The sequence below is a fragment of the Brenneria roseae subsp. americana genome (assembly GCF_003115815.1).
GTDB classification, from domain to species: Bacteria; Pseudomonadota; Gammaproteobacteria; order Enterobacterales; family Enterobacteriaceae; genus Brenneria; species Brenneria roseae.
On record NZ_QDKJ01000008.1, the window covers coordinates 178,461 to 196,305 of the forward strand.

A 17,845-nucleotide genomic window follows, 5' to 3' on the forward strand; every position below is an offset into this window, starting at 1 on the left:
ACTTCCACCTCTTAGCGCTTTTTGAAAGGCAATCACTTGATGCCTGAAAAACCAAAACTACTCAGGAACTGCTTCTGGAACAGCACGAATGCCAGCATCAGCGGCAGACAGACCAGCAGCGTTCCGGCACAAATCAGTCCCCACTGTCCACCGGACTCCGCGCCCATGGCAAACGACACCAGACCAATGGTCAGCACCTGTTTATCGGGATCGTTCAGCACCATCAGCGGCCAGAGATACTCATTCCAGTGATAGGTAATACTGACGGTGGCGAAAGCCAGAATAGAGGGCCAGGTCATGGGGATAAGGACGTGAAACACCACCTGCCACCAGCGACACCCTTCCATCAGCGCCGCTTCTTCAATTTCTTTGGCGATGTTGAGAAATGCCTGACGCATCAGGAACACGCCGAACGCCGAAGCGAAATACGGCATCATCACACCGGTCAGCGTATTCAGCAGCCCCAGCTGTTTCAGCGTCATCATGTTCGGCACCATCATCACAACGGGCATAATCATTAGTTGGATCAACAGCAGGTAAAACAGCAGCGTTTTGCCGCGAAACTGGTGATAAGCAAAGATGTACCCGGCAGTCGTAATCGTCACCAGCTGAACCAGAAAAGTGCCCAGCGCGAAGATCAGCGTATTGGCGTAGAGGCGTAGCCAATCGGCGCTGTCCCACGCGTCGAGGAAGTTATCCAGCGTCAGCGGGAGCCGTGGTAGCAGCGAGGCCATATCACTGCTGAAACTGCTGGTGCTGATGGAAGATGACAGCATCCAGATAAACGGGCTGATCCACAGTATGGCGGCGCAAATCAGCAATAGCGGCAGGGTAAATGCGGTGGTCACACGCAGCGGATGATGATGTTCAACGCTCATGTTTTTTAACGCTCATAGTGCGCCCCCTTTTCCAACACGTTCAGGTTCATGATGGAAAACGCAAACAGCAGTACCAGCGTCAGAAAAGTCGCGGCAGAGGCCTTGCCAAGATCGTGGGTATCATTTGCCAGATCCTGAATGTAGTAGAGCAGTACGGTAGTGGCGTTATTCGGGCCGCCGCGCGTCATCACCGCAACGTGGTCGATCTGGGTAATGGCGTAGATAAAGGCAATCGTCACCACAAACGCGATAGTCGGCCGCAGCAACGGTAAAGTGACGTAGAAAAAAACCTGACGTCTCGACGCCCCTTCCATCAATGCCGCTTCACGCGCCGAAGTGGAAATGGACTGTAACCCTGCGAGGAAAAACAGCATGTAGTAACCGGCGAATTTCCAGATACCGATGACGCTTACTGCCACCAGCGCGCTGTCGCTCATGCCGAGATAGTTGTTGTTCATCGGTCCGAACGCCTTCGCCAGGTAGTAATCCAGCAGGCCAAGCCCCGGCATGAAAATGAACAGCCACAGCGTTGCCGCACTCACCAGCGGAATAATCATCGGAAAGAAAAAAGCGGTGCGCAGCCAGCGGTTGATCCGCGTGTTTTCCCACAGCAGCACGGCCAGCAATAACGCCAGTAATACGCCGGGGATCACCGTCATCAGGATATACAGCACGTTGTTCAACAACGCCTGCCAAAACACATCGTCATGCAACAGACGGATAAAGTTATCCATGCCGACAAACAGCGGCCGTTCGACATTTAACCGGGTGTCATACAGGCTGTCGATAACCGAACGCAACAGAGGAAAATAGGTAAAAGCGAAGAGAAAAACCAGCGTCGGCAGCAGCACAAGGTAAGGAAAGCATTTTGCACGCATAGCTCATTTGCCACGTAGTAAACAATATTGTAGTAAACAACATTATGTTGAACACAGAGGCTTTAACATAAAGAGCTTGCATGTCAGGGAAGAGTCAGTTCAGTGACAGTTTGTTTTCGGTGAGAAAATATTTGCCTGAAAATGATTTCCAATGGCGATAGACGCATTGCAGCGGATGTTCAAACAGTCTGCCGGGGACGATCGCTATTGCGGCAATCGTCCCCGACATTAACGCCTATATCGCCGGGCATCGGCGGCAAAGGGGTTATTCGTAATCCGCCACCGGCACGCAGGAACAGAACAGATTACGGTCGCCGTAGACGTCATCCAGACGTTTTACGCTTGGCCAGTATTTATGTTCGTTTCCTGCCGGGAACACCGCGAGTTCGCGGCTGTACGGATGTGTCCAGTCGGCCACCAGTTCAGCCTGCGTATGCGGCGCGTTCACCAGCGGGTTGTCATCCAGCGGCCATTCGCCGTTCATCACGCGATCGATTTCCGCCCGGATCGACAGCATTGCGTCGATAAAGCGATCCAATTCCACCTGGCTTTCCGACTCCGTCGGTTCAACCATCAATGTTCCCGCCACCGGGAACGACATGGTGGGCGCGTGGAAACCGTAGTCGATCAGGCGCTTGGCGATGTCCATCTCACTGATGCCGCTGCTCTCTTTCAACGGACGGATATCGAGAATACACTCATGCGCGACGCGTCCATCCCGTCCGGTATAGAGCACCGGAAACGCGGATTTCAACCGCGTGGCAATATAGTTGGCGTTGAGGATCGCCGTCTGGCTGGCCTGTTTCAATCCTTCCGCCCCCATCATGCGGATATACATCCAACTGATCGGCAGGATGGAGGCGCTGCCGAACGGTGCGGCAGAGACCGCGCCCTGCCCGGTCAGAACGCCGTCGATTTTTACCACCTGATGCCCCGGAACGAACGGCGCCAAATGCGCTTTGACGCCAATCGGCCCCATGCCGGGACCGCCGCCGCCGTGCGGAATGCAAAACGTCTTATGCAGGTTGAGGTGAGAGACATCCGCGCCAATGTAACCCGGAGTGGTAATACCGACCTGCGCATTCATGTTGGCGCCATCCAGATACACCTGGCCGCCATACTGATGCACAATCTGACACACCTCACGAATGGTTTCTTCATAAACGCCGTGAGTCGAAGGATAGGTCACCATGATGCAGGACAAGCGATCGCCCGCCGTCTGCGCTTTTTCCCGCAGATCGTGCAGATCGATATTACCTTGCTTATCGCAGGCCACCACCACCACACTCATTCCCGCCATCTGCGCCGACGCCGGGTTGGTGCCATGGGCGGAACTGGGGATCAGACAGATATTACGCGCCGCTTCATGACGGCTTTCATGATAGCGGCGGATCGCCAGCAGCCCCGAATATTCACCCTGCGCGCCCGAATTGGGCTGCATGCAGACCGCATCATAACCCGTGAGTTGCACCAGCCAGCCAGACAGCTGTTCGATCATCTGCCGGTAGCCGAGCGCCTGCTCCGGCGGACAAAACGGATGCAGTTCCGCAAACTCCGGCCAGGTGATCGGCAGCATTTCCGCCGCCGCATTAAGCTTCATGGTACAAGAGCCCAGTGGGATCATCGACTGATTGAGCGCCAGATCTTTGCGCTCCAGACGATGCAGATAGCGCATCATCTCGGTTTCACTGTGGTAACGGTTGAAGACCGGGTGCGACAGAATCGTATCGTTACGCTGTAAGGCTACGGGTATAGCGTCGGACTGCGGGTTTATTTCCGCATCAAGCGTGTCGATATCCAGCCCGTGCGCGTCGCCCAACAGTACGGAAAACAGCGCCAGCACATCTTCACGCGTGGTGGTTTCGTCCAGCGTGATGCCGACGGCATCGTCCAGATCGCTTCTCAGATTGATGCCAAAACTTAATGCCCGGCTGAGCGTCGCATTTTTATCCGCTACCTCGACAGTCAGGGTATCAAACCAGGTTTGATGGCGCAGCGTCATGCCGCCTTGACGTAAGCCGTGCGCCAGAATATCCGTCAGGCGGTGGATACGTCCGGCAATGCGTTTCAGACCTTCAGGGCCGTGGAAAACGGCATACAGACCGGCGATGTTGGCCAGCAACACCTGCGAGGTGCAAATATTGGAATTGGCTTTTTCACGACGGATATGCTGCTCGCGGGTCTGCATCGCCATACGCAATGCGGTATTGCCTGCGGCGTCTCTCGACACGCCGATAATCCGGCCCGGCATCGCGCGTTTATGTTCGTCACGACAGGCAAAGAATGCCGCGTGCGGACCGCCGTATCCCATCGGCACGCCGAAACGCTGAGCAGAACCGAAAACGATGTCCGCCCCCTGCCTGCCCGGTGCCGTCAGCAGCACCAGCGCCATGATGTCCGCAGCCACACAGCTGATAACCTTACGATTTTTCAGTTCTGCCATCAGGCTGCCGTAATCGTGCAATTCGCCTGTCGTACCAGCCTGCTGCAACAACACGCCGAATACCGCGTCATCATTCAGCGCCGCTTCCGCTTTCCCCACCACCACGTCAAAACCAAACGTCCGGGCGCGCGTACGCACCACATCCAGCGTTTGCGGGTGAACGTCGTCAGCCACAAAAAAACGGTTAGCCTGTTTCAGCTTGCTGATGCGTTTCGCCATCGCCATCGCTTCCGCGGCGGCAGTCGCTTCATCCAGCAGCGATGCCGAGGCCAGCTCCAGACCGGTCAAATCCTGCGTTACCTGCTGAAAATTCAGTAATGCTTCCAGACGCCCCTGCGACACTTCCGGCTGATACGGCGTATAGGCCGTATACCAGCCTGGATTTTCCAGCACATTGCGCAGGATCACCGGCGGCATCAGCACCGCACCGTATCCCATGCCAATATAGCTTTTATAACGCTGATTGCGGCCGGCAATATCCTTCAACTCAGCCAACGCCTGATGCTCCGTCACGGCCTCCCCGACTGCGGGCGGGCTGGGTAGCTGAATATCGGCAGGTACAATCTGCCGGATTAACGCATCCAGTGAATCCGCGCCGACTACCGACAGCATGTGCTGCTGTTGGCTGGCGGAAGGGCCGATATGGCGTTCAACGAAAGCGTTGTCATGTTCAAGCTGGCTGAGAGTCTGAGTCATTACCAAAATTTCCTGCGTAAAACATACTTCCGTCCTTGCTCGACAAGGACGGAAGAACAAAAAACGCCGGGCGCGTTTTTCAACGTCGCTCGCGACGGCCCGAAAGGGGCGAGCCGGATAGCCCGCCATAAAAAACGCCCCGGCTCGGCAGAGACCAGGGCGGCATCGTTATTCGTCTTCTTCCAACGAGGCCTGATAGCTTTCGGCATCAAGCAGCTCATTCAGATCAGATTCGTCAGACGATCTGATCCGAAACAGCCAACCATCGGTATACGGCGCGCTGTTGACCAGTTCAGGCGCGTTTTCCAGATCCTCATTGACTTCGATAATCTCACCGCTGATCGGCGCATAAATATCAGAAGCCGCTTTTACCGATTCGGCAACAGCGCAATCATCACCAGCCGCGACAATCGTACCCACTTCCGGCAGATCGATAAACACCATATCGCCCAATAATTCCTGCGCGTGATCGGTAATACCGACACTGTAAACACCTTCACCTTCAGACAGCACCCACTCATGCGAAGCGGTATATTTTAGTTCTGCTGGTACATCGCTCATTGCCACCTTCTCCTTTCCTTCACAAATTAATACTGAACAATCGGTTTTCCGGCACGAACAAAGCCGGGTTTGGTGACATGCACAGGTAGCTCACGATTGCGGATCTGGACGATAGCCTGTTCACCGATGCCCGCAGGGACACGCGCCAGCGCAATGCTCACGCCAAGCGTGGGTGAAAACGATCCGCTGGTAATGACACCTTCCTGCATCACACCATCACTATCAGTAAAGCGCACAGGTAAATCATTACGCAATACGCCTTTTTCGGTCATCACCAGTCCGACTAATTGCTCGCCCCCTTTTTCACGCTGTTTTTCCAGCGCTTCGCGACCGATAAACTGGCGATCCTGCGGTTGCCATGCGATGGTCCACCCCATGTTGGCGGCAAGCGGCGACACGCCTTCGTCCATATCCTGCCCATAGAGGTTCATTCCGGCTTCCAGCCGCAGCGTATCGCGCGCGCCTAATCCACAGGGTTTGACGCCCACGGATAATAGCTGTTGCCAGAAATCCACCGCCTGTTCCTGAGGCAGCGCAATTTCATAGCCGGCTTCGCCGGTGTAACCTGTCGTGGCAATGAAGAAGTCATTCGCCTGTACGCCAAAAAATGGCTTCATCGCGGCAATTTGCTCAATCTGAGCATCGTCCAACAGGTGATGTGCTTTCAGCAAAGACTGAGCTTTTTCCCGCGCGGTCGGCCCCTGAACGGCCACCAGCGCCAGTTCATCGCGTTCACGAATGTCTACCGCAAACGCTTTGGCATGCTCGGTGATCCAGGCCAGATCTTTTTCCCGCGTGGCGGAGTTCACCACCAGCCGGAAATAGTCTTCCGCCAGGAAATACACGATCAGATCGTCAATCACGCCGCCGGAAGCATTCAACATGCCGGTGTATAACGCCTTACCCGGCAGCGTCAGCCTGGCAACATCATTCGCCAGCAGATAGCGGAGAAACTCGCGCGTTCTTGCGCCGTGCAAATCCACAATCGTCATATGGGACACATCGAACATACCGGCATCACGGCGTACAGTGTGATGTTCATCCAACTGAGAGCCATAATGCAGCGGCATCATCCAGCCGTGAAAATCAACCATTTTGGCGCCATCGGCCAGATGCTGTTGATACAACGGAGTCTGCTTTGCCATCTTTTCCCTCTATTCAGAACACAGCGTTCAGGAGATAGAAACTCGTTACGCAAACGATATCTTATGACTGAACTTACCACCGAAGCGCCGGTTAAACCACATCCATAAACATAAGTTAAACTATATAGAAAGCCTTAACCTCTTATGCGATAAACGCAAAATCATAAGATTAAAGCTCTTATTTTTTGCAAGAATAAAGCATATAAATCATGAAAAACCGGATTAATCACAGATTAATGACATTTAAATTGGATAACACAGGCAATGCCACCAGAATAAAAACACATATCGCATTAGTTAATATAATGATAAAAACAGACTGAAATTAGATTATTTCAATCAAATGCCAGTTTGTTTCCACCCTGGAAATGATGCTGTGATTTCCTCGCACGTCTCGCCAAACCGCACTTTTGTGAACTGGCTCCCAATCTTCTTCCACTGAATGCCAACGTAGCCGACAACATGGCAATGAACAGAAGGCACAACAGGGCATTTATTCTCATAGTGAGAATAAGGATTAGGGAATTTGATATTTATCAACCCGCCATAACATTCTGGTTTTGACCAATCAGCCGCGGGACTACAGTGAATAAAGCGAACGATATTTAACCAGCGCCTAGCGATAAACATTCCTGTTCGATATTGAGCTGCCCTACATGAATTTTATTCAATTTATTAAAATCAATACGTTACGGAGATTACCCTCATGGTTAACAGAATGATTCTTAACGAAACATCCTATTTTGGCGTCGGCGCTATCGCGCATGTCGTTGATGAAGTCACCCGGCATGGCTTTAAAAAAGCATTGCTGGTTACGGACAAGGATTTGATTAAATTCGGCGTTGTCGGCAAGGTCACGGCACAGCTGGACGCCGCCGGACTGGCTTATGAGATCTACGATGAAGTTATCCCCAATCCCACCATCGGCGTAGTGGGAAAAGGCGTTGAACGCTTTAAATCCGCGCAAGCCGATTATCTGATCGCCATCGGCGGCGGTTCGCCGCAGGACACTTGCAAAGCCATCGGCATTATTACCAATAACTCCGAATTCGCCGATGTCCGCAGTCTCGAAGGCGTCGCCGCCACCAAACGTCCTTCTGTACCCATTATCGCCATTCCCACCACTGCCGGCACCGCAGCCGAAGTCACCATCAACTATGTGATTACCGACGAAGAGAAACGCCGCAAATTCGTCTGTGTTGATCCACATGATATTCCCATTGTGGCGATCATTGATCCCGAGATGATGGCCAGCATGCCCGCTTCGCTGAAAGCCGCGACAGGGATTGATGCGCTGACACACGCCATTGAAGGCTTTACCACCAAAGGGGCCTGGGAGCTGACGGATATGCTGCATCTGAAAGCGATCGAAATCATCAGCCGCTCGCTGCGTGATTCCGTCGCCGGCAAAGCTAAAGGTGTGGAGGAAATGGCGCTGGCGCAGTATATCGCCGGGATGGGCTTCTCAAATGTCGGGCTGGGTTTGGTTCACGGCATGGCGCACCCGCTGGGCGCGTTCTATGACACGCCGCACGGCGTCGCCAATGCGATCCTGCTGCCGCATATCATGGCCTATAACGCCGATTATACCGGTGAAAAATTCAGAGCCATCGCCATTGCCATGGGCGTGAAAGCAGTCGCAGACATGCCGATTGCCCTGGCGCGGGAAGCGGCGATACAGGCGGTCCGGCAATTGTCTCATGACGTGGATATTCCACCGAAATTGCGCGATGTCGGCATGAAGGAAGCGGATATTCAGGCGCTGGCTCAGGCCGCTTTTGACGACGTTTGCACCGGCGGTAACCCGCGGGCAACGAGCATCGAAGACATCAAAGCGCTGTATCAGTCGATTTACTAACGTCCTCTCGTCAGTCGCCTCCGGGTGACTGACCGGTCATCTGCCCGCCCGGGCAGATGACGCATCCCCGGCGTTACGCTACCGCGGGATTTTCTCATCGATTCGTTGAATCAAATAAGGGAAAAAAGGATTCGAAGATAAACGCAGCAGCGTATCCAGATCGACCACCAGTACCGAACGCTCGCCACGCGCCGCAATCATCCCCAGCGGCAGGCCGAATTCTCTGGGATTCAGTGAAAAACGCCCGTACAGCGAATCCGAATCCGGGAACGGTAACGCCACATGCGATAGCGAGTAAACGTCAGGGGGATAATCAATCCCCAAATCGCGAATGCTCTCCTGCTTCATTCCCGCATTGACGTCAAACGCGACGGCATGGGCGCTATCAGGCGCCGCATTGGTGATCACCGTCGTGTCATAATAGCGCGGCGCGGGTGGTAGCCACTGATTCACCGCCCCATTGGCGGAATCGCGTAATAGCGGTCCAAAGTTGATCGTGCGATTGACATCAAACAGCACCAGTTGGCTGCCATTGGCGGGCAATAAATTATAAAACGCGGAGATAACGGCCCGGGTACTGACGGTAAAATCCATCACCGACTGAAACGTCAGCACCGGCGGAAGCGCAGCCAGCGTCTGGCTCTGCGCTTTGCGGGTCAGTTGACGTTGCAGCTCATGCGTCAATAGCCACGACTGCCGTGCGCCATTCACCGGGAACGAATTGTATTTGAACGGATTAAACTCCGGCAGAATTCCCAGCCACGCTGATTTGGCAAACGCCGGAAAGATGGCCGGCAGCCCCGCTAAACCGGCAAACCGGGCGTAGCTGGTAATGCCGATCATCGGCGAAATCAGAATCAGCTGATCCGGGTGCGTCAGCGTCGCGTCATCCAGCGAATCCAGGGCATATTTCAGCGCCAGCGCCCCGCCGTTGGAAAATCCCACAATATGCAGCGGCAAAGACCGACCAGAAGCCGGGGTAATATGACGTTCCGCTTCACGCACTGCCAGGCGCGTCGCCGCTAACCAATCCTGCCAGTGAACATCCGTCAACGCGCCGGGCACCGTGCCGTGCGCCGGTAAACGAATTCCTACCGCCACAAAGCCGCGCTGACGATAACGCTCAGCGACATGCCGCAGGCTATATGGTGAATCGGTCAATCCATGCAGCAACACCACGGCGCCTTTCGGGGCGCCATCAGGCATCAGCTCATAAGAACGATTCCAGTCATGCTGAAATTTCCCCGGATAAACCGGGCTACCGGAAAAATAGCGGTTAATCGGCCGCTGCTCGTCCTCATCCAGTTCCTGCGTCACATGCTGGTTTATCTGTTGAAAAAGCGTGTCTTCCGCCTGTAGATATGCCGTCCAGTCGGCTTTATCCAACTGTTCCGCGGAGAGTTCATCAGGTACATAGGTATGCCAGGGAGCCAGTGCGGGGCCGCGCTGGGTATCATAAATACGAATAACCAGCAGCGTTATCGCCACCACCGCGAGAATAATGGCACCCCGTTTGATCACTCGCCTGACAGATTTGATCACCATGTTGATTTTCCGTTTCGAGTCCCTTGCGAAAACATATTTTTATCATGTTCTCGCTTACATGGGGAAAGCATGATCATATCAAAATGACACTCTGATGAGGATGCCGGGAAACCGACAATGCAAGACGCACACTCGTTTGATCAAGTCGAATTCAGGGTACAGTCCAGGCATTTATCCACGCCGGGGATACGATAACGCTGGCAACAGCTACGGCGTTGAATGACGCCGCCACGAGGGATAACCGTGCGATAGAGCGGATTGTCACGACCATCCAGCAGCGCGGGGGAAAAGAACAGATCGTTTTGCAGGCCGGTGAGCACCGGCTGTGGCGTACACGCGCTCAACTCCCCCAAAAACCAGTGCATCAGATAGCCGGTATTGTTCCAGACCAGTTTGGCGTTCAATGCTCCAAAACTATCCAGCGCATTTATTACCGGAATGAGATGTTGATGTAACAGCATTTCCAGCCGCTCGCGCGGCGACAGGCCGATGCCCGACGAAACCTGCGCAGCGAGATAAAACGCCTCCGGCCGGCCGGTATGATGAAACGCGACATAAACCTGCGGGCAAGAACAATCCAACGCCGCAGCGTGCTTGAGTAATACCAGCATCAGCGGCGGAACCAGAAGCCCGACATACCACTGCGCCCAGAGTGATTGCAGCGGCTTTTCCTCACGCGTGCGATCGGAATATTCCTGATATAAATCATTACTATAACGTTGCAGCAGTTGACGAAACGCCGCGGGACGCGACCACTCGGCCAGCGTCATGGCTTCCGGTGGCGGCGATTCACCGAATTTGATCGTATCAAGGCAATGAGGGCGATACTGGCGCAGAATATCATTCAGCGAATCCGCCAACTGCCGATCGCCAACGGAAAATGTCGACGATTCCGAAGTACAGGGACTATTTTTGACTATCGGCATGGCAGGCGTTCCGTAAAACGAAATGATAACGATTAGTAATACTACTTATATTCATTTGTGATAACAAACTTTCTCCCGGCGCCAGCACAAGCGTTCTGCGGTCGTGCAGAACATGATCAATACGCGGCGTTGTCAGCCATTGCCACGCTTTGAACAGTCGATTCTTCTCCATCAAAAAACTGGTAATTGATATAAATTCTTATATGATATTGGTTATCATTATCATATTTGACGGTGATAAAAATGCTGACAGCGATGATTACCGCATGCGGACTGTGGGGGATAAGCTGGTGTCTGGGCAAACGTCTGTCCAGCGCCTGGGGCGTGCTGCTGCCTTGCGCTATCATGCCTTTACTGGCAATGCTTGATCTCAACCTGACGCATCTCAAACTGATCATTGCCGTCGCGTTGCTGGCAACCCTGTTCATGCTGTTCCATCAGCGTTTACGGCACTATCTGCTACTCCCCTCGTGCGTGGCACTGGCAGGTGGACTCGCCGCGCTGTCAATTACGTTTAATCTCATCCAGGGATAGTACGATAGAAGCGAATGCCTCCGGAACAAACGCGAACAACGCTTGCCAGGGGAAAACCGGGGAGAGTAAAAAAATCAAAGCAGGAAATAGATAAGAAAGGATTGGTGCGAAGAGAGGGACTTGAACCCTCACGCCCGTTAAGGCACTAACATCTGAAGCTAGCGCGTCTACCAATTCCGCCACCTTCGCACTGATAAACCGTTTTATCACCGCGCACTTCGTATCACCGCCCGACATGGGTCACAACATGGTGCGAAGAGAGGGACTTGAACCCTCACGTCCGTTAAGACACTAACACCTGAAGCTAGCGCGTCTACCAATTCCGCCACCTTCGCAATAATGCTGTGCGATACGAATTCACCGTGAAACACGATCGTGGTGATATGGTGCGAAGAGAGGGACTTGAACCCTCACGCCCGTTAAGGCACTAACACCTGAAGCTAGCGCGTCTACCAATTCCGCCACCTTCGCAATCCCGTCACACCGCGCTACGCGATGCCACCACGGAGGCGAATTCTAGAGGTTTTGACGTCAAGGTCAATGATTATTTCCGTTGAAATGCGGGGTTTGCTGCAAAAAACATCACCTCGCAGCAGCGTGGCGAGCAAAGAGTTCATTTAGCCATTCAATGAACACCCGAATCCGCGGCGCCAGGAAGCGTCCCGGCGGGTACATTACATATAACGGCATATCCGGCGGAGGTGTATCTTTCAATATTTCCACCAGTTCCCCACGGTCCAGAAACGGCTGTAAACCACGGCGGGGCGCCTGAATCAGCCCCAGTCCGGCACAGCAGCCTGCAATATAGGCATCAGCGCCATTGACCTGCAATTTTCCCGGCAGCATATGCGTTATTCGCTCCCCGTTTTGCATGAATTCCAGCGGATAAAGATGCTCAGTACGTAATGAAAAATAGCCAACGGCCTGATGCCCGGACAGCTCGTCCAATGACGGGGGGATGCCAAACCGGGCCAGATAACTCGCGGATGCACAGGTTATTTGCGGCATGGACGGTAAATGCCGGGTCGCCAGTGATTCATCCTCCGATCGCCAGGCTCGCAACACACAATCAACGCCTTCCCGCAGGACATTAATCGCCGAGTCATTGGCGCTCAGCATCAGCGTTATCTCAGGGTAGCGCTGGTAAAACTCCTCCAGCGCAGGGATAACGACGTCTCTGGCCAGCGAATGTGGCATATCAACCCGAACTTTTCCCACCGGCTGCCGCTTTTGGTGGGTAAAAAGCGTGTCGGTTTCTTCAATCTCGGCCAACAGATGGGTACAGCGCTGATAATAAATCTGACCTTCGTCAGTGACATTCACCTGTCTGGTCGTTCTTTGCAGCAATCGAACCCCCAGCCGCGTTTCGAGCTGTTTGATGGTATGGCTTACGGTGGCCCGCGGCAACCCCTGCTTTTCGGCTGCGCGGCTAAAACTCCTCAGTTCCACGATACGTACAAAGATCCGCATCGCCTGAATATGATCCATCGCCACCCCACTATTGTTGTTAATTTTTGAATAGTGTTGCACAAAATGCGTTATTTATCTTTTTTCAATAAACAACCACACTCCCCTTACGCTAAATGATTCGAGTTGCAGGAAGGCGGCAAGCGCAGGCCCCCCGATGAGCTTACTCAGGTAAGTGATTCGGATGACTAAGCGCAGCCAACGCATCTGCAACTTGAAGTATGACGGGTATAAAAACATGATGAGGACGGCACAATGCAACAACGTAAATTAGGTATCAACGGTCCATCAGTTTCGGCCCTCGGACTGGGCTGCATGGGAATGAGTGATTTCTATTTCACCGCGCAGGACGAAAAAGAGTCCATTGCCACCCTGCATCGTGCGCTGGAGCTGGGTGTCACACTGCTGGACACCGCCGATATGTACGGCCCCCACACCAATGAACAACTGGTTGGCAAAGCGATCAAAGGCAAACGCCAACAGGTTTTCCTGGCCACCAAGTTTGGCATTCTGCGCGATCCGGCACATCCGGAATTGCGCGGAGTCTGTGGTAAACCGGAATATATCCGCACCTCCATCGAAGGCAGTTTGCAAAGACTGGGCGTCGAGGTGATTGATCTGTATTACCAGCATCGGGTTGATCCTACCGTCCCCATTGAAGAATCGGTCGGGACGTTGGCAGACTTGGTTAAAGAAGGGAAAATCCGCTACATCGGGCTAAGCGAAGCCTCCGCAACCACGTTGGAACGGGCGCATCGGGTGCATCCCATCACGGCGTTGCAAAGTGAATACTCGCTGTGGACGCGGGATGTAGAGGAAAACATCCTGCCGACCTGCCAGCGTCTGGGTATCGGCTTTGTTCCCTACAGCCCGCTGGGACGCGGTTTTCTGACCGGCGCAATCCGTACACCGGATGATTTGGCTGCCGATGATTTCCGCCGCAGCAATCCGCGTTTTGCGGGAGATAACTTTGCCAAAAACCTGCAATTGGTCGAAAAAGTCAATCAATTGGCCACACAAAAAGGGATCTCCCCATCGCAGCTGGCGCTGGCCTGGGTGCTGGCGCAAGGCGAACACATCGTGCCTATTCCGGGAACCAAACGCCGCCGCTATCTGGAAGAGAACGTTGCGGCGCTGGATGTCACACTGACGGAGGAAGAACTGGAGGCAATTGAAGCCATCTTCCCGTTCCATGCCGCAGCGGGAGAACGCTACAGCACGGAAGGCATGGCAACGGTTAATCTTTAGAAATTAATGGCGGCCTTTGGCAGTGCGAGGCGGACGACCAACCGTGGCCTGATAAACCTTGAAGCGCCCGGTTTGCGCCAATACTTCGTGGCTGCCAAAGGCGGCGTCCAGCAATGCCGGATAGGGCAGGAACGCATTGGCGACGATGCGTAACTGTCCGCCAATCGGCAAATGCGATACCGCCCCGCGAATCAGCAGCTCTGCCGCCTGAAGGCTGGTTTGCAAACCATCATGGAACGGCGGATTGGATACGATCATGTCAAAACGGCCGGTAATCTCGGAGTAAACGTTACTGGCGATGACCTCCCCTTCCAGTTGGTTGGCGGCCATCGTCGCCTTACTGGATTCAACGGCTCCGGCACTGACATCGCTCAGCGTCAGACGGATTTTCGGGGACTGCTTCGCCAGCGCGGCGGCCAGAACGCCCGCGCCACAGGCGATATCCAGCACTTTGCCTTTCATATGCGGCTCAAACGTGGACAGCAGCAATTGACTCCCCGGATCCAGCCCATCACGGCTGAACACGCCGGGCAGGGTTTTCACGGTCACGCCATCAATCACATACTCGTCCCACCATTCATCAAGATTGAAGGTGGTCTGCTTATCGATACGGCCATGATAAAGCCCACAGCGACGAGCGCTGTCGATTTTCACCAGCGTGGCAAAATCACCCAGTATGTTTTCAGCGCTGCGCACGCCGCTGCGGTTCTCACCCACTACAAAAATTTCAGCGCCGACAGGCAATAACGACAGCAGATTGAACAGCTGGAATTCCGCTTCCTGCTTGCTCTTCGGCCAGTAATAAATCAGGGTATCGCAGTCAGCCACCAGTTGGGCCTCAGCCAGTAAACCATACTGAACATGATCACCCAGCGTCCGGTTTAACTGCTGCCAGTGGTGAAACTGCGTGGCGTGGACACACACATCGGATGCTTCAAACTGCGCAGGGAACGTGTCTTGTAAATCACCGGCAAACAGGACCCGGCGTGAGACAAATTCGTCGCTATGGCGCAGTATTACTTCACTGGCAGGGGTTAATGCAGACATCAGACTATGGCTCCTTAATAATTGAACCGGGATTATAGAGCTTTGTTGGCGCATGTACGATGGGTTTGCTAGCATAGGGCGGCATAATCGCGCTGCGGACAGGATAAAGCATGGAATCAAGACGTGACTGGCTGCTACAACAACTGGGGATTACGCCGTGGATCCTGAAGCGCCCGGCGGCGCTGCAAGGTGAAATCGCCGTCAGTCTGCCCTCACGGGTTCGTCTGGTTATTGTCTCCGCCGAGCCGCTGCCCGACGATGTCCCGCTGCTGAACGATGTTTTACGCAGTCTGGCGCTTACGCCAGAGCAAACCTATCGTCTGACCCCGCAGCAAACCGTGATGCTTCCCGAAAAAACCCGCTGCCATAGTTGGCGCCTGGGGGTGGACGCACCGCTTGCGTTGGACGGTGTCCAGCTAACCAGCCCGGCCCTGCCTGAGCTTTCCCGGAGTGCCGACGCCAAACGCGCGCTCTGGCAACAAATTTGCGAACATGAACACGATATCTTCTCTGACACCGACCGATCTGGCGCAAGCCTTTCTGATTGAACAAGCCAGTCACGCCTTTCCGTGGACGGAAAAAACGTTTGTCAGCAATCAGGGAGATCGCTATGTCAACCTGAAGCTGAGCCACAACGGACGCATGGCCGCCTATGCCATTACCCAGGTCGTGCTTGATGAAGCGACGCTGTTCAACATTGCGGTTCACCCGGACTATCAGCGTCAGGGGCTTGGCCGTGAACTGCTCGAACATGTCATTCAGGAAATGGAAAAACGCGATATCCTGACGCTATGGCTGGAAGTTCGCGCCTCCAATAAGCGGGCCATCGCGCTATATGAAAGCCTGGGGTTTAACGAAGTGTCGCTGCGGCGAGATTATTACCCCACCGCAGCAGGCCGTGAAGACGCCATCATCATGGCGCTGCCGCTGGGGTAACGGGCGCGGCATCGCCAGCCCTTCCTTTCTGGCGACACCGAGCACCGTCAGGCATAAAGAAAATCCTGCCGGGCCTTTGTCGAGGCTTTCATTGAAACAACAATCATTCTCAATTAAAATGTGACGCACATCTTATTTTTCCCCACGATTTCGTTTTCAGGCCATTGACATGCCATCAGTCCCTATTGATACCGCAGCAGATATCCATCAACTCTATCACCAGCATCACGGCTGGCTACAGGGGCTGTTGCGTAAACGGCTGGGCAATCTGTGCGACGCCGCCGATCTGGCTCAGGATGTCTTTCTACGCCTGCTGCTAAAACCGCGTCAATTCGACAGTCATGCCGGAGCCCGCGCCTATCTGAGCGTGATGGCGCAGGGGATGTGCGTCGATCTATGGCGTAAACGGGAAATTGAGCGCGCCTGGCTGAATTCGCTGGCTGCCCAACCGGAACCCGTCACGCTGTCCGCTGAGCACAACCACATTATTCTCGAAACCCTGTATCAGGTTGATGCCATGTTGCGGGCATTGCCAGAAAAAGTGTATGCCGCGTTTCTCATGGCGCAGGTTCAGGGTTTGACCTACCGGGAAATCGCGACAGCACTCAGCGTATCGGAACGCATGGTGAAAAAATACATGGCGCAGGCCATGTTGCACTGCGTACTGCTGGAAGCGGAAATAGACGGCATTGCGCCCGTTGTTCAGACTGCAACATCATGAATAAACCCAGCTTTGCCGCTCTACAGCAGGCTTCACAGTGGTACGCCCGACTGCGCGATCTGGCGCCGGATCACGATCATCACCGGCGCTGGCAACGCTGGCTGGATGAAAGCGAGGAAAACCGCCGGGCGTGGGATTATGTCCAAACCGTGAGCCAACGCTTTCGGCCATTGCGTGACAGCAGCCCACACCCGGTAATGCAGACTCTGCTGCATCAATCCACCAACATGAATCGCCGTCGGGCACTTAAGCTGGGTGCGCTATTGGGCACAGGGGCATTGTTATCCTGGGCGACTTACCGCCATACGCCGCTGCGGGGATCGCTGCTGGCGATGACGGCGGACTACAGCAGCGCCGTCGGCGAAGTCAAACACTTCAGATTACAGGATGGCTCGCAGATCTGGTTGAATACCGCCAGCGCGATCGACGTACGCTACAGCGATCGGCAACGACAGATTGCGCTACTGTCAGGCGACGTGTTGATCGATACCGCCCCGGATGTCCGCCCATTTTTTGTCTCCAGCGCGCAAGGACAAATGCAGGCGCTGGGAACCCGCTTCAGCGTGGAACAGCGCGATGAAACCACGCATCTTGCCGTCTATGAAGGCGCGGTTGAAGTCACGGCACGCCAGACGCAAACGCCGCGCCGGGTGAATGCCGGTCAGCAGTTGGATTTCGATCTTCAGGGCCAGGGGCCATTATTGCCCGGCCAACCAACCGACGCCGATTGGTCAAAGGGTTTGCTACAGGCCGACAACATGCCGCTGGGCGAGGTTATCGCACAGCTCTCCCGCTACCGGCACGGCTATCTGGCGTGCCAGCCGGACATCGCTGCGCTAAGGGTCATAGGGACCTTTCCGCTGACTGACACGAATAAAGCGTTGACCATGCTGGCGCAAACTTTCCCGATTCGAATCAACCGGCGCTTTTCCTGGTGGGTGACAGTGGAAAAAAAATAAAAA

The 17,845-nt window shown here is 54.2% G+C and carries 16 protein-coding genes and 3 tRNA genes; 7 read left to right on the plus strand and 12 right to left on the minus strand.

Annotated features, from left to right (window positions below):
• Positions 1-32: 32 nt before the first annotated feature.
• The 5 genes from B4923_RS12155 to gcvT form a co-directional block, all read right to left on the minus strand.
• Positions 33-878 (minus strand): carbohydrate ABC transporter permease, encoded by an 846-nt coding sequence (locus tag B4923_RS12155; protein ID WP_109054627.1) that lies wholly within the window; start codon positions 876-878, stop codon positions 33-35.
• Between the two features lie 5 nt (positions 879-883).
• Positions 884-1,756 (minus strand): carbohydrate ABC transporter permease, encoded by an 873-nt coding sequence (locus B4923_RS12160; protein WP_109054628.1) that lies wholly within the window; start codon positions 1,754-1,756, stop codon positions 884-886.
• 265 nt (positions 1,757-2,021) lie between these two features.
• Complete coding sequence (gene gcvP / locus B4923_RS12165) at positions 2,022-4,895, minus strand: aminomethyl-transferring glycine dehydrogenase (protein WP_109054629.1); 2,874 nt, start codon at positions 4,893-4,895, stop codon at positions 2,022-2,024.
• A gap of 168 nt (positions 4,896-5,063) precedes the next feature.
• Complete coding sequence (gcvH, locus tag B4923_RS12170) at positions 5,064-5,456, minus strand: glycine cleavage system protein GcvH (protein ID WP_109054630.1); 393 nt, start codon at positions 5,454-5,456, stop codon at positions 5,064-5,066.
• Between the two features lie 26 nt (positions 5,457-5,482).
• Positions 5,483-6,601 carry a glycine cleavage system aminomethyltransferase GcvT gene (gcvT, locus tag B4923_RS12175; RefSeq protein WP_109054631.1) on the minus strand — a complete coding sequence of 373 codons (1,119 nt, stop codon included), beginning with the start codon at positions 6,599-6,601 and terminating at the stop codon, positions 5,483-5,485.
• 706 nt (positions 6,602-7,307) lie between these two features.
• On the opposite strand from gcvT, the gene fucO reads away from it, so the two are divergent.
• Complete coding sequence (gene fucO, locus B4923_RS12180; protein ID WP_109054632.1) at positions 7,308-8,459, plus strand: lactaldehyde reductase; 1,152 nt, start codon at positions 7,308-7,310, stop codon at positions 8,457-8,459.
• 78 nt (positions 8,460-8,537) lie between these two features.
• Here the strand turns inward: fucO and B4923_RS12185 are convergent, their stop codons facing one another.
• Entirely contained in the window at positions 8,538-10,004 is a 1,467-nt protein-coding gene (locus tag B4923_RS12185; RefSeq protein WP_170116054.1) for an alpha/beta hydrolase, read from the minus strand.
• A gap of 140 nt (positions 10,005-10,144) precedes the next feature.
• Positions 10,145-10,930: a siderophore-iron reductase FhuF gene (fhuF, locus tag B4923_RS12190; protein WP_109054633.1), complete on the minus strand. Its 786-nt coding sequence runs from the start codon at positions 10,928-10,930 to the stop codon at positions 10,145-10,147.
• A gap of 243 nt (positions 10,931-11,173) precedes the next feature.
• Here fhuF and B4923_RS12195 point away from each other — a divergent pair, with 243 nt between their 5' ends.
• Complete coding sequence (locus B4923_RS12195) at positions 11,174-11,464, plus strand: DUF1435 domain-containing protein (protein WP_109054634.1); 291 nt, start codon at positions 11,174-11,176, stop codon at positions 11,462-11,464.
• A 102-nt stretch (positions 11,465-11,566) separates the two neighbouring features.
• On the opposite strand, the gene B4923_RS12200 is transcribed toward B4923_RS12195, so the two are convergent.
• From B4923_RS12200 to B4923_RS12215, 4 genes are all read right to left on the minus strand, one after another.
• Positions 11,567-11,653, minus strand: a tRNA-Leu gene (locus B4923_RS12200).
• 59 nt (positions 11,654-11,712) lie between these two features.
• Positions 11,713-11,799: transfer RNA gene (locus B4923_RS12205), tRNA-Leu, on the minus strand.
• A gap of 49 nt (positions 11,800-11,848) precedes the next feature.
• Positions 11,849-11,935 (minus strand) — tRNA-Leu (locus B4923_RS12210).
• Positions 11,936-12,046: 111 nt separating this feature from the next.
• Positions 12,047-12,952, minus strand: coding sequence for a LysR family transcriptional regulator (locus B4923_RS12215; protein ID WP_109054635.1), 906 nt, complete (start codon positions 12,950-12,952; stop codon positions 12,047-12,049).
• A 234-nt stretch (positions 12,953-13,186) separates the two neighbouring features.
• On the opposite strand from B4923_RS12215, the gene B4923_RS12220 reads away from it, so the two are divergent.
• On the plus strand, positions 13,187-14,179 hold the full coding sequence (locus tag B4923_RS12220; RefSeq protein WP_109054636.1) for an aldo/keto reductase: 993 nt from the start codon (positions 13,187-13,189) through the stop codon (positions 14,177-14,179).
• 3 nt (positions 14,180-14,182) lie between these two features.
• Here B4923_RS12220 and rsmC read toward each other — a convergent pair whose 3' ends face one another.
• Entirely contained in the window at positions 14,183-15,226 is a 1,044-nt protein-coding gene (gene rsmC / locus B4923_RS12225; RefSeq protein WP_109054637.1) for a 16S rRNA (guanine(1207)-N(2))-methyltransferase RsmC, read from the minus strand.
• Between the two features lie 110 nt (positions 15,227-15,336).
• Here rsmC and B4923_RS12230 point away from each other — a divergent pair, with 110 nt between their 5' ends.
• From B4923_RS12230 to B4923_RS12245, 4 genes are all read left to right on the plus strand, one after another.
• Complete coding sequence (locus B4923_RS12230) at positions 15,337-15,774, plus strand: DNA polymerase III subunit psi (protein ID WP_109054638.1); 438 nt, start codon at positions 15,337-15,339, stop codon at positions 15,772-15,774.
• Entirely contained in the window at positions 15,719-16,162 is a 444-nt protein-coding gene (rimI, locus tag B4923_RS12235; RefSeq protein ID WP_109054639.1) for a ribosomal protein S18-alanine N-acetyltransferase, read from the plus strand. Before B4923_RS12230 ends, rimI begins: the two co-directional genes overlap by 56 nt.
• A 169-nt stretch (positions 16,163-16,331) precedes the next feature.
• Positions 16,332-16,883, plus strand: coding sequence for a sigma-70 family RNA polymerase sigma factor (locus B4923_RS12240; RefSeq protein ID WP_109054640.1), 552 nt, complete (start codon positions 16,332-16,334; stop codon positions 16,881-16,883).
• Positions 16,880-17,842 carry a FecR domain-containing protein gene (locus tag B4923_RS12245; protein WP_109054641.1) on the plus strand — a complete coding sequence of 321 codons (963 nt, stop codon included), beginning with the start codon at positions 16,880-16,882 and terminating at the stop codon, positions 17,840-17,842. The genes B4923_RS12240 and B4923_RS12245 overlap by 4 nt, the downstream gene beginning before the upstream one ends.
• Positions 17,843-17,845: the final 3 nt, after the last annotated feature.

Excerpts from the sequence above, each read along its gene's own strand:
- gcvP (WP_109054629.1), bottom strand. The coding sequence starts at position 4,895 with ATGACTCAGACTCTCAGCCAGCTTGAACATGACAACGCTTTCGTTGAA.
- B4923_RS12155 (WP_109054627.1), bottom strand. The coding sequence starts at position 878 with ATGAGCGTTGAACATCATCATCCGCTGCGTGTGACCACCGCATTTACC.
- gcvT (WP_109054631.1), bottom strand. The coding sequence starts at position 6,601 with ATGGCAAAGCAGACTCCGTTGTATCAACAGCATCTGGCCGATGGCGCC.
- B4923_RS12220 (WP_109054636.1), top strand. The coding sequence starts at position 13,187 with ATGCAACAACGTAAATTAGGTATCAACGGTCCATCAGTTTCGGCCCTC.
- B4923_RS12160 (WP_109054628.1), bottom strand. The coding sequence starts at position 1,756 with ATGCGTGCAAAATGCTTTCCTTACCTTGTGCTGCTGCCGACGCTGGTT.
- B4923_RS12245 (WP_109054641.1), top strand. The coding sequence starts at position 16,880 with ATGAATAAACCCAGCTTTGCCGCTCTACAGCAGGCTTCACAGTGGTAC.
- B4923_RS12240 (WP_109054640.1), top strand. The coding sequence starts at position 16,332 with ATGCCATCAGTCCCTATTGATACCGCAGCAGATATCCATCAACTCTAT.
- fhuF (WP_109054633.1), bottom strand. The coding sequence starts at position 10,930 with ATGCCGATAGTCAAAAATAGTCCCTGTACTTCGGAATCGTCGACATTT.
- B4923_RS12195 (WP_109054634.1), top strand. The coding sequence starts at position 11,174 with ATGCTGACAGCGATGATTACCGCATGCGGACTGTGGGGGATAAGCTGG.
- rsmC (WP_109054637.1), bottom strand. The coding sequence starts at position 15,226 with ATGTCTGCATTAACCCCTGCCAGTGAAGTAATACTGCGCCATAGCGAC.
- B4923_RS12230 (WP_109054638.1), top strand. The coding sequence starts at position 15,337 with ATGGAATCAAGACGTGACTGGCTGCTACAACAACTGGGGATTACGCCG.
- rimI (WP_109054639.1), top strand. The coding sequence starts at position 15,719 with ATGAACACGATATCTTCTCTGACACCGACCGATCTGGCGCAAGCCTTT.
- B4923_RS12185 (WP_170116054.1), bottom strand. The coding sequence starts at position 10,004 with ATGGTGATCAAATCTGTCAGGCGAGTGATCAAACGGGGTGCCATTATT.
- gcvH (WP_109054630.1), bottom strand. The coding sequence starts at position 5,456 with ATGAGCGATGTACCAGCAGAACTAAAATATACCGCTTCGCATGAGTGG.
- B4923_RS12215 (WP_109054635.1), bottom strand. The coding sequence starts at position 12,952 with ATGGATCATATTCAGGCGATGCGGATCTTTGTACGTATCGTGGAACTG.
- fucO (WP_109054632.1), top strand. The coding sequence starts at position 7,308 with ATGGTTAACAGAATGATTCTTAACGAAACATCCTATTTTGGCGTCGGC.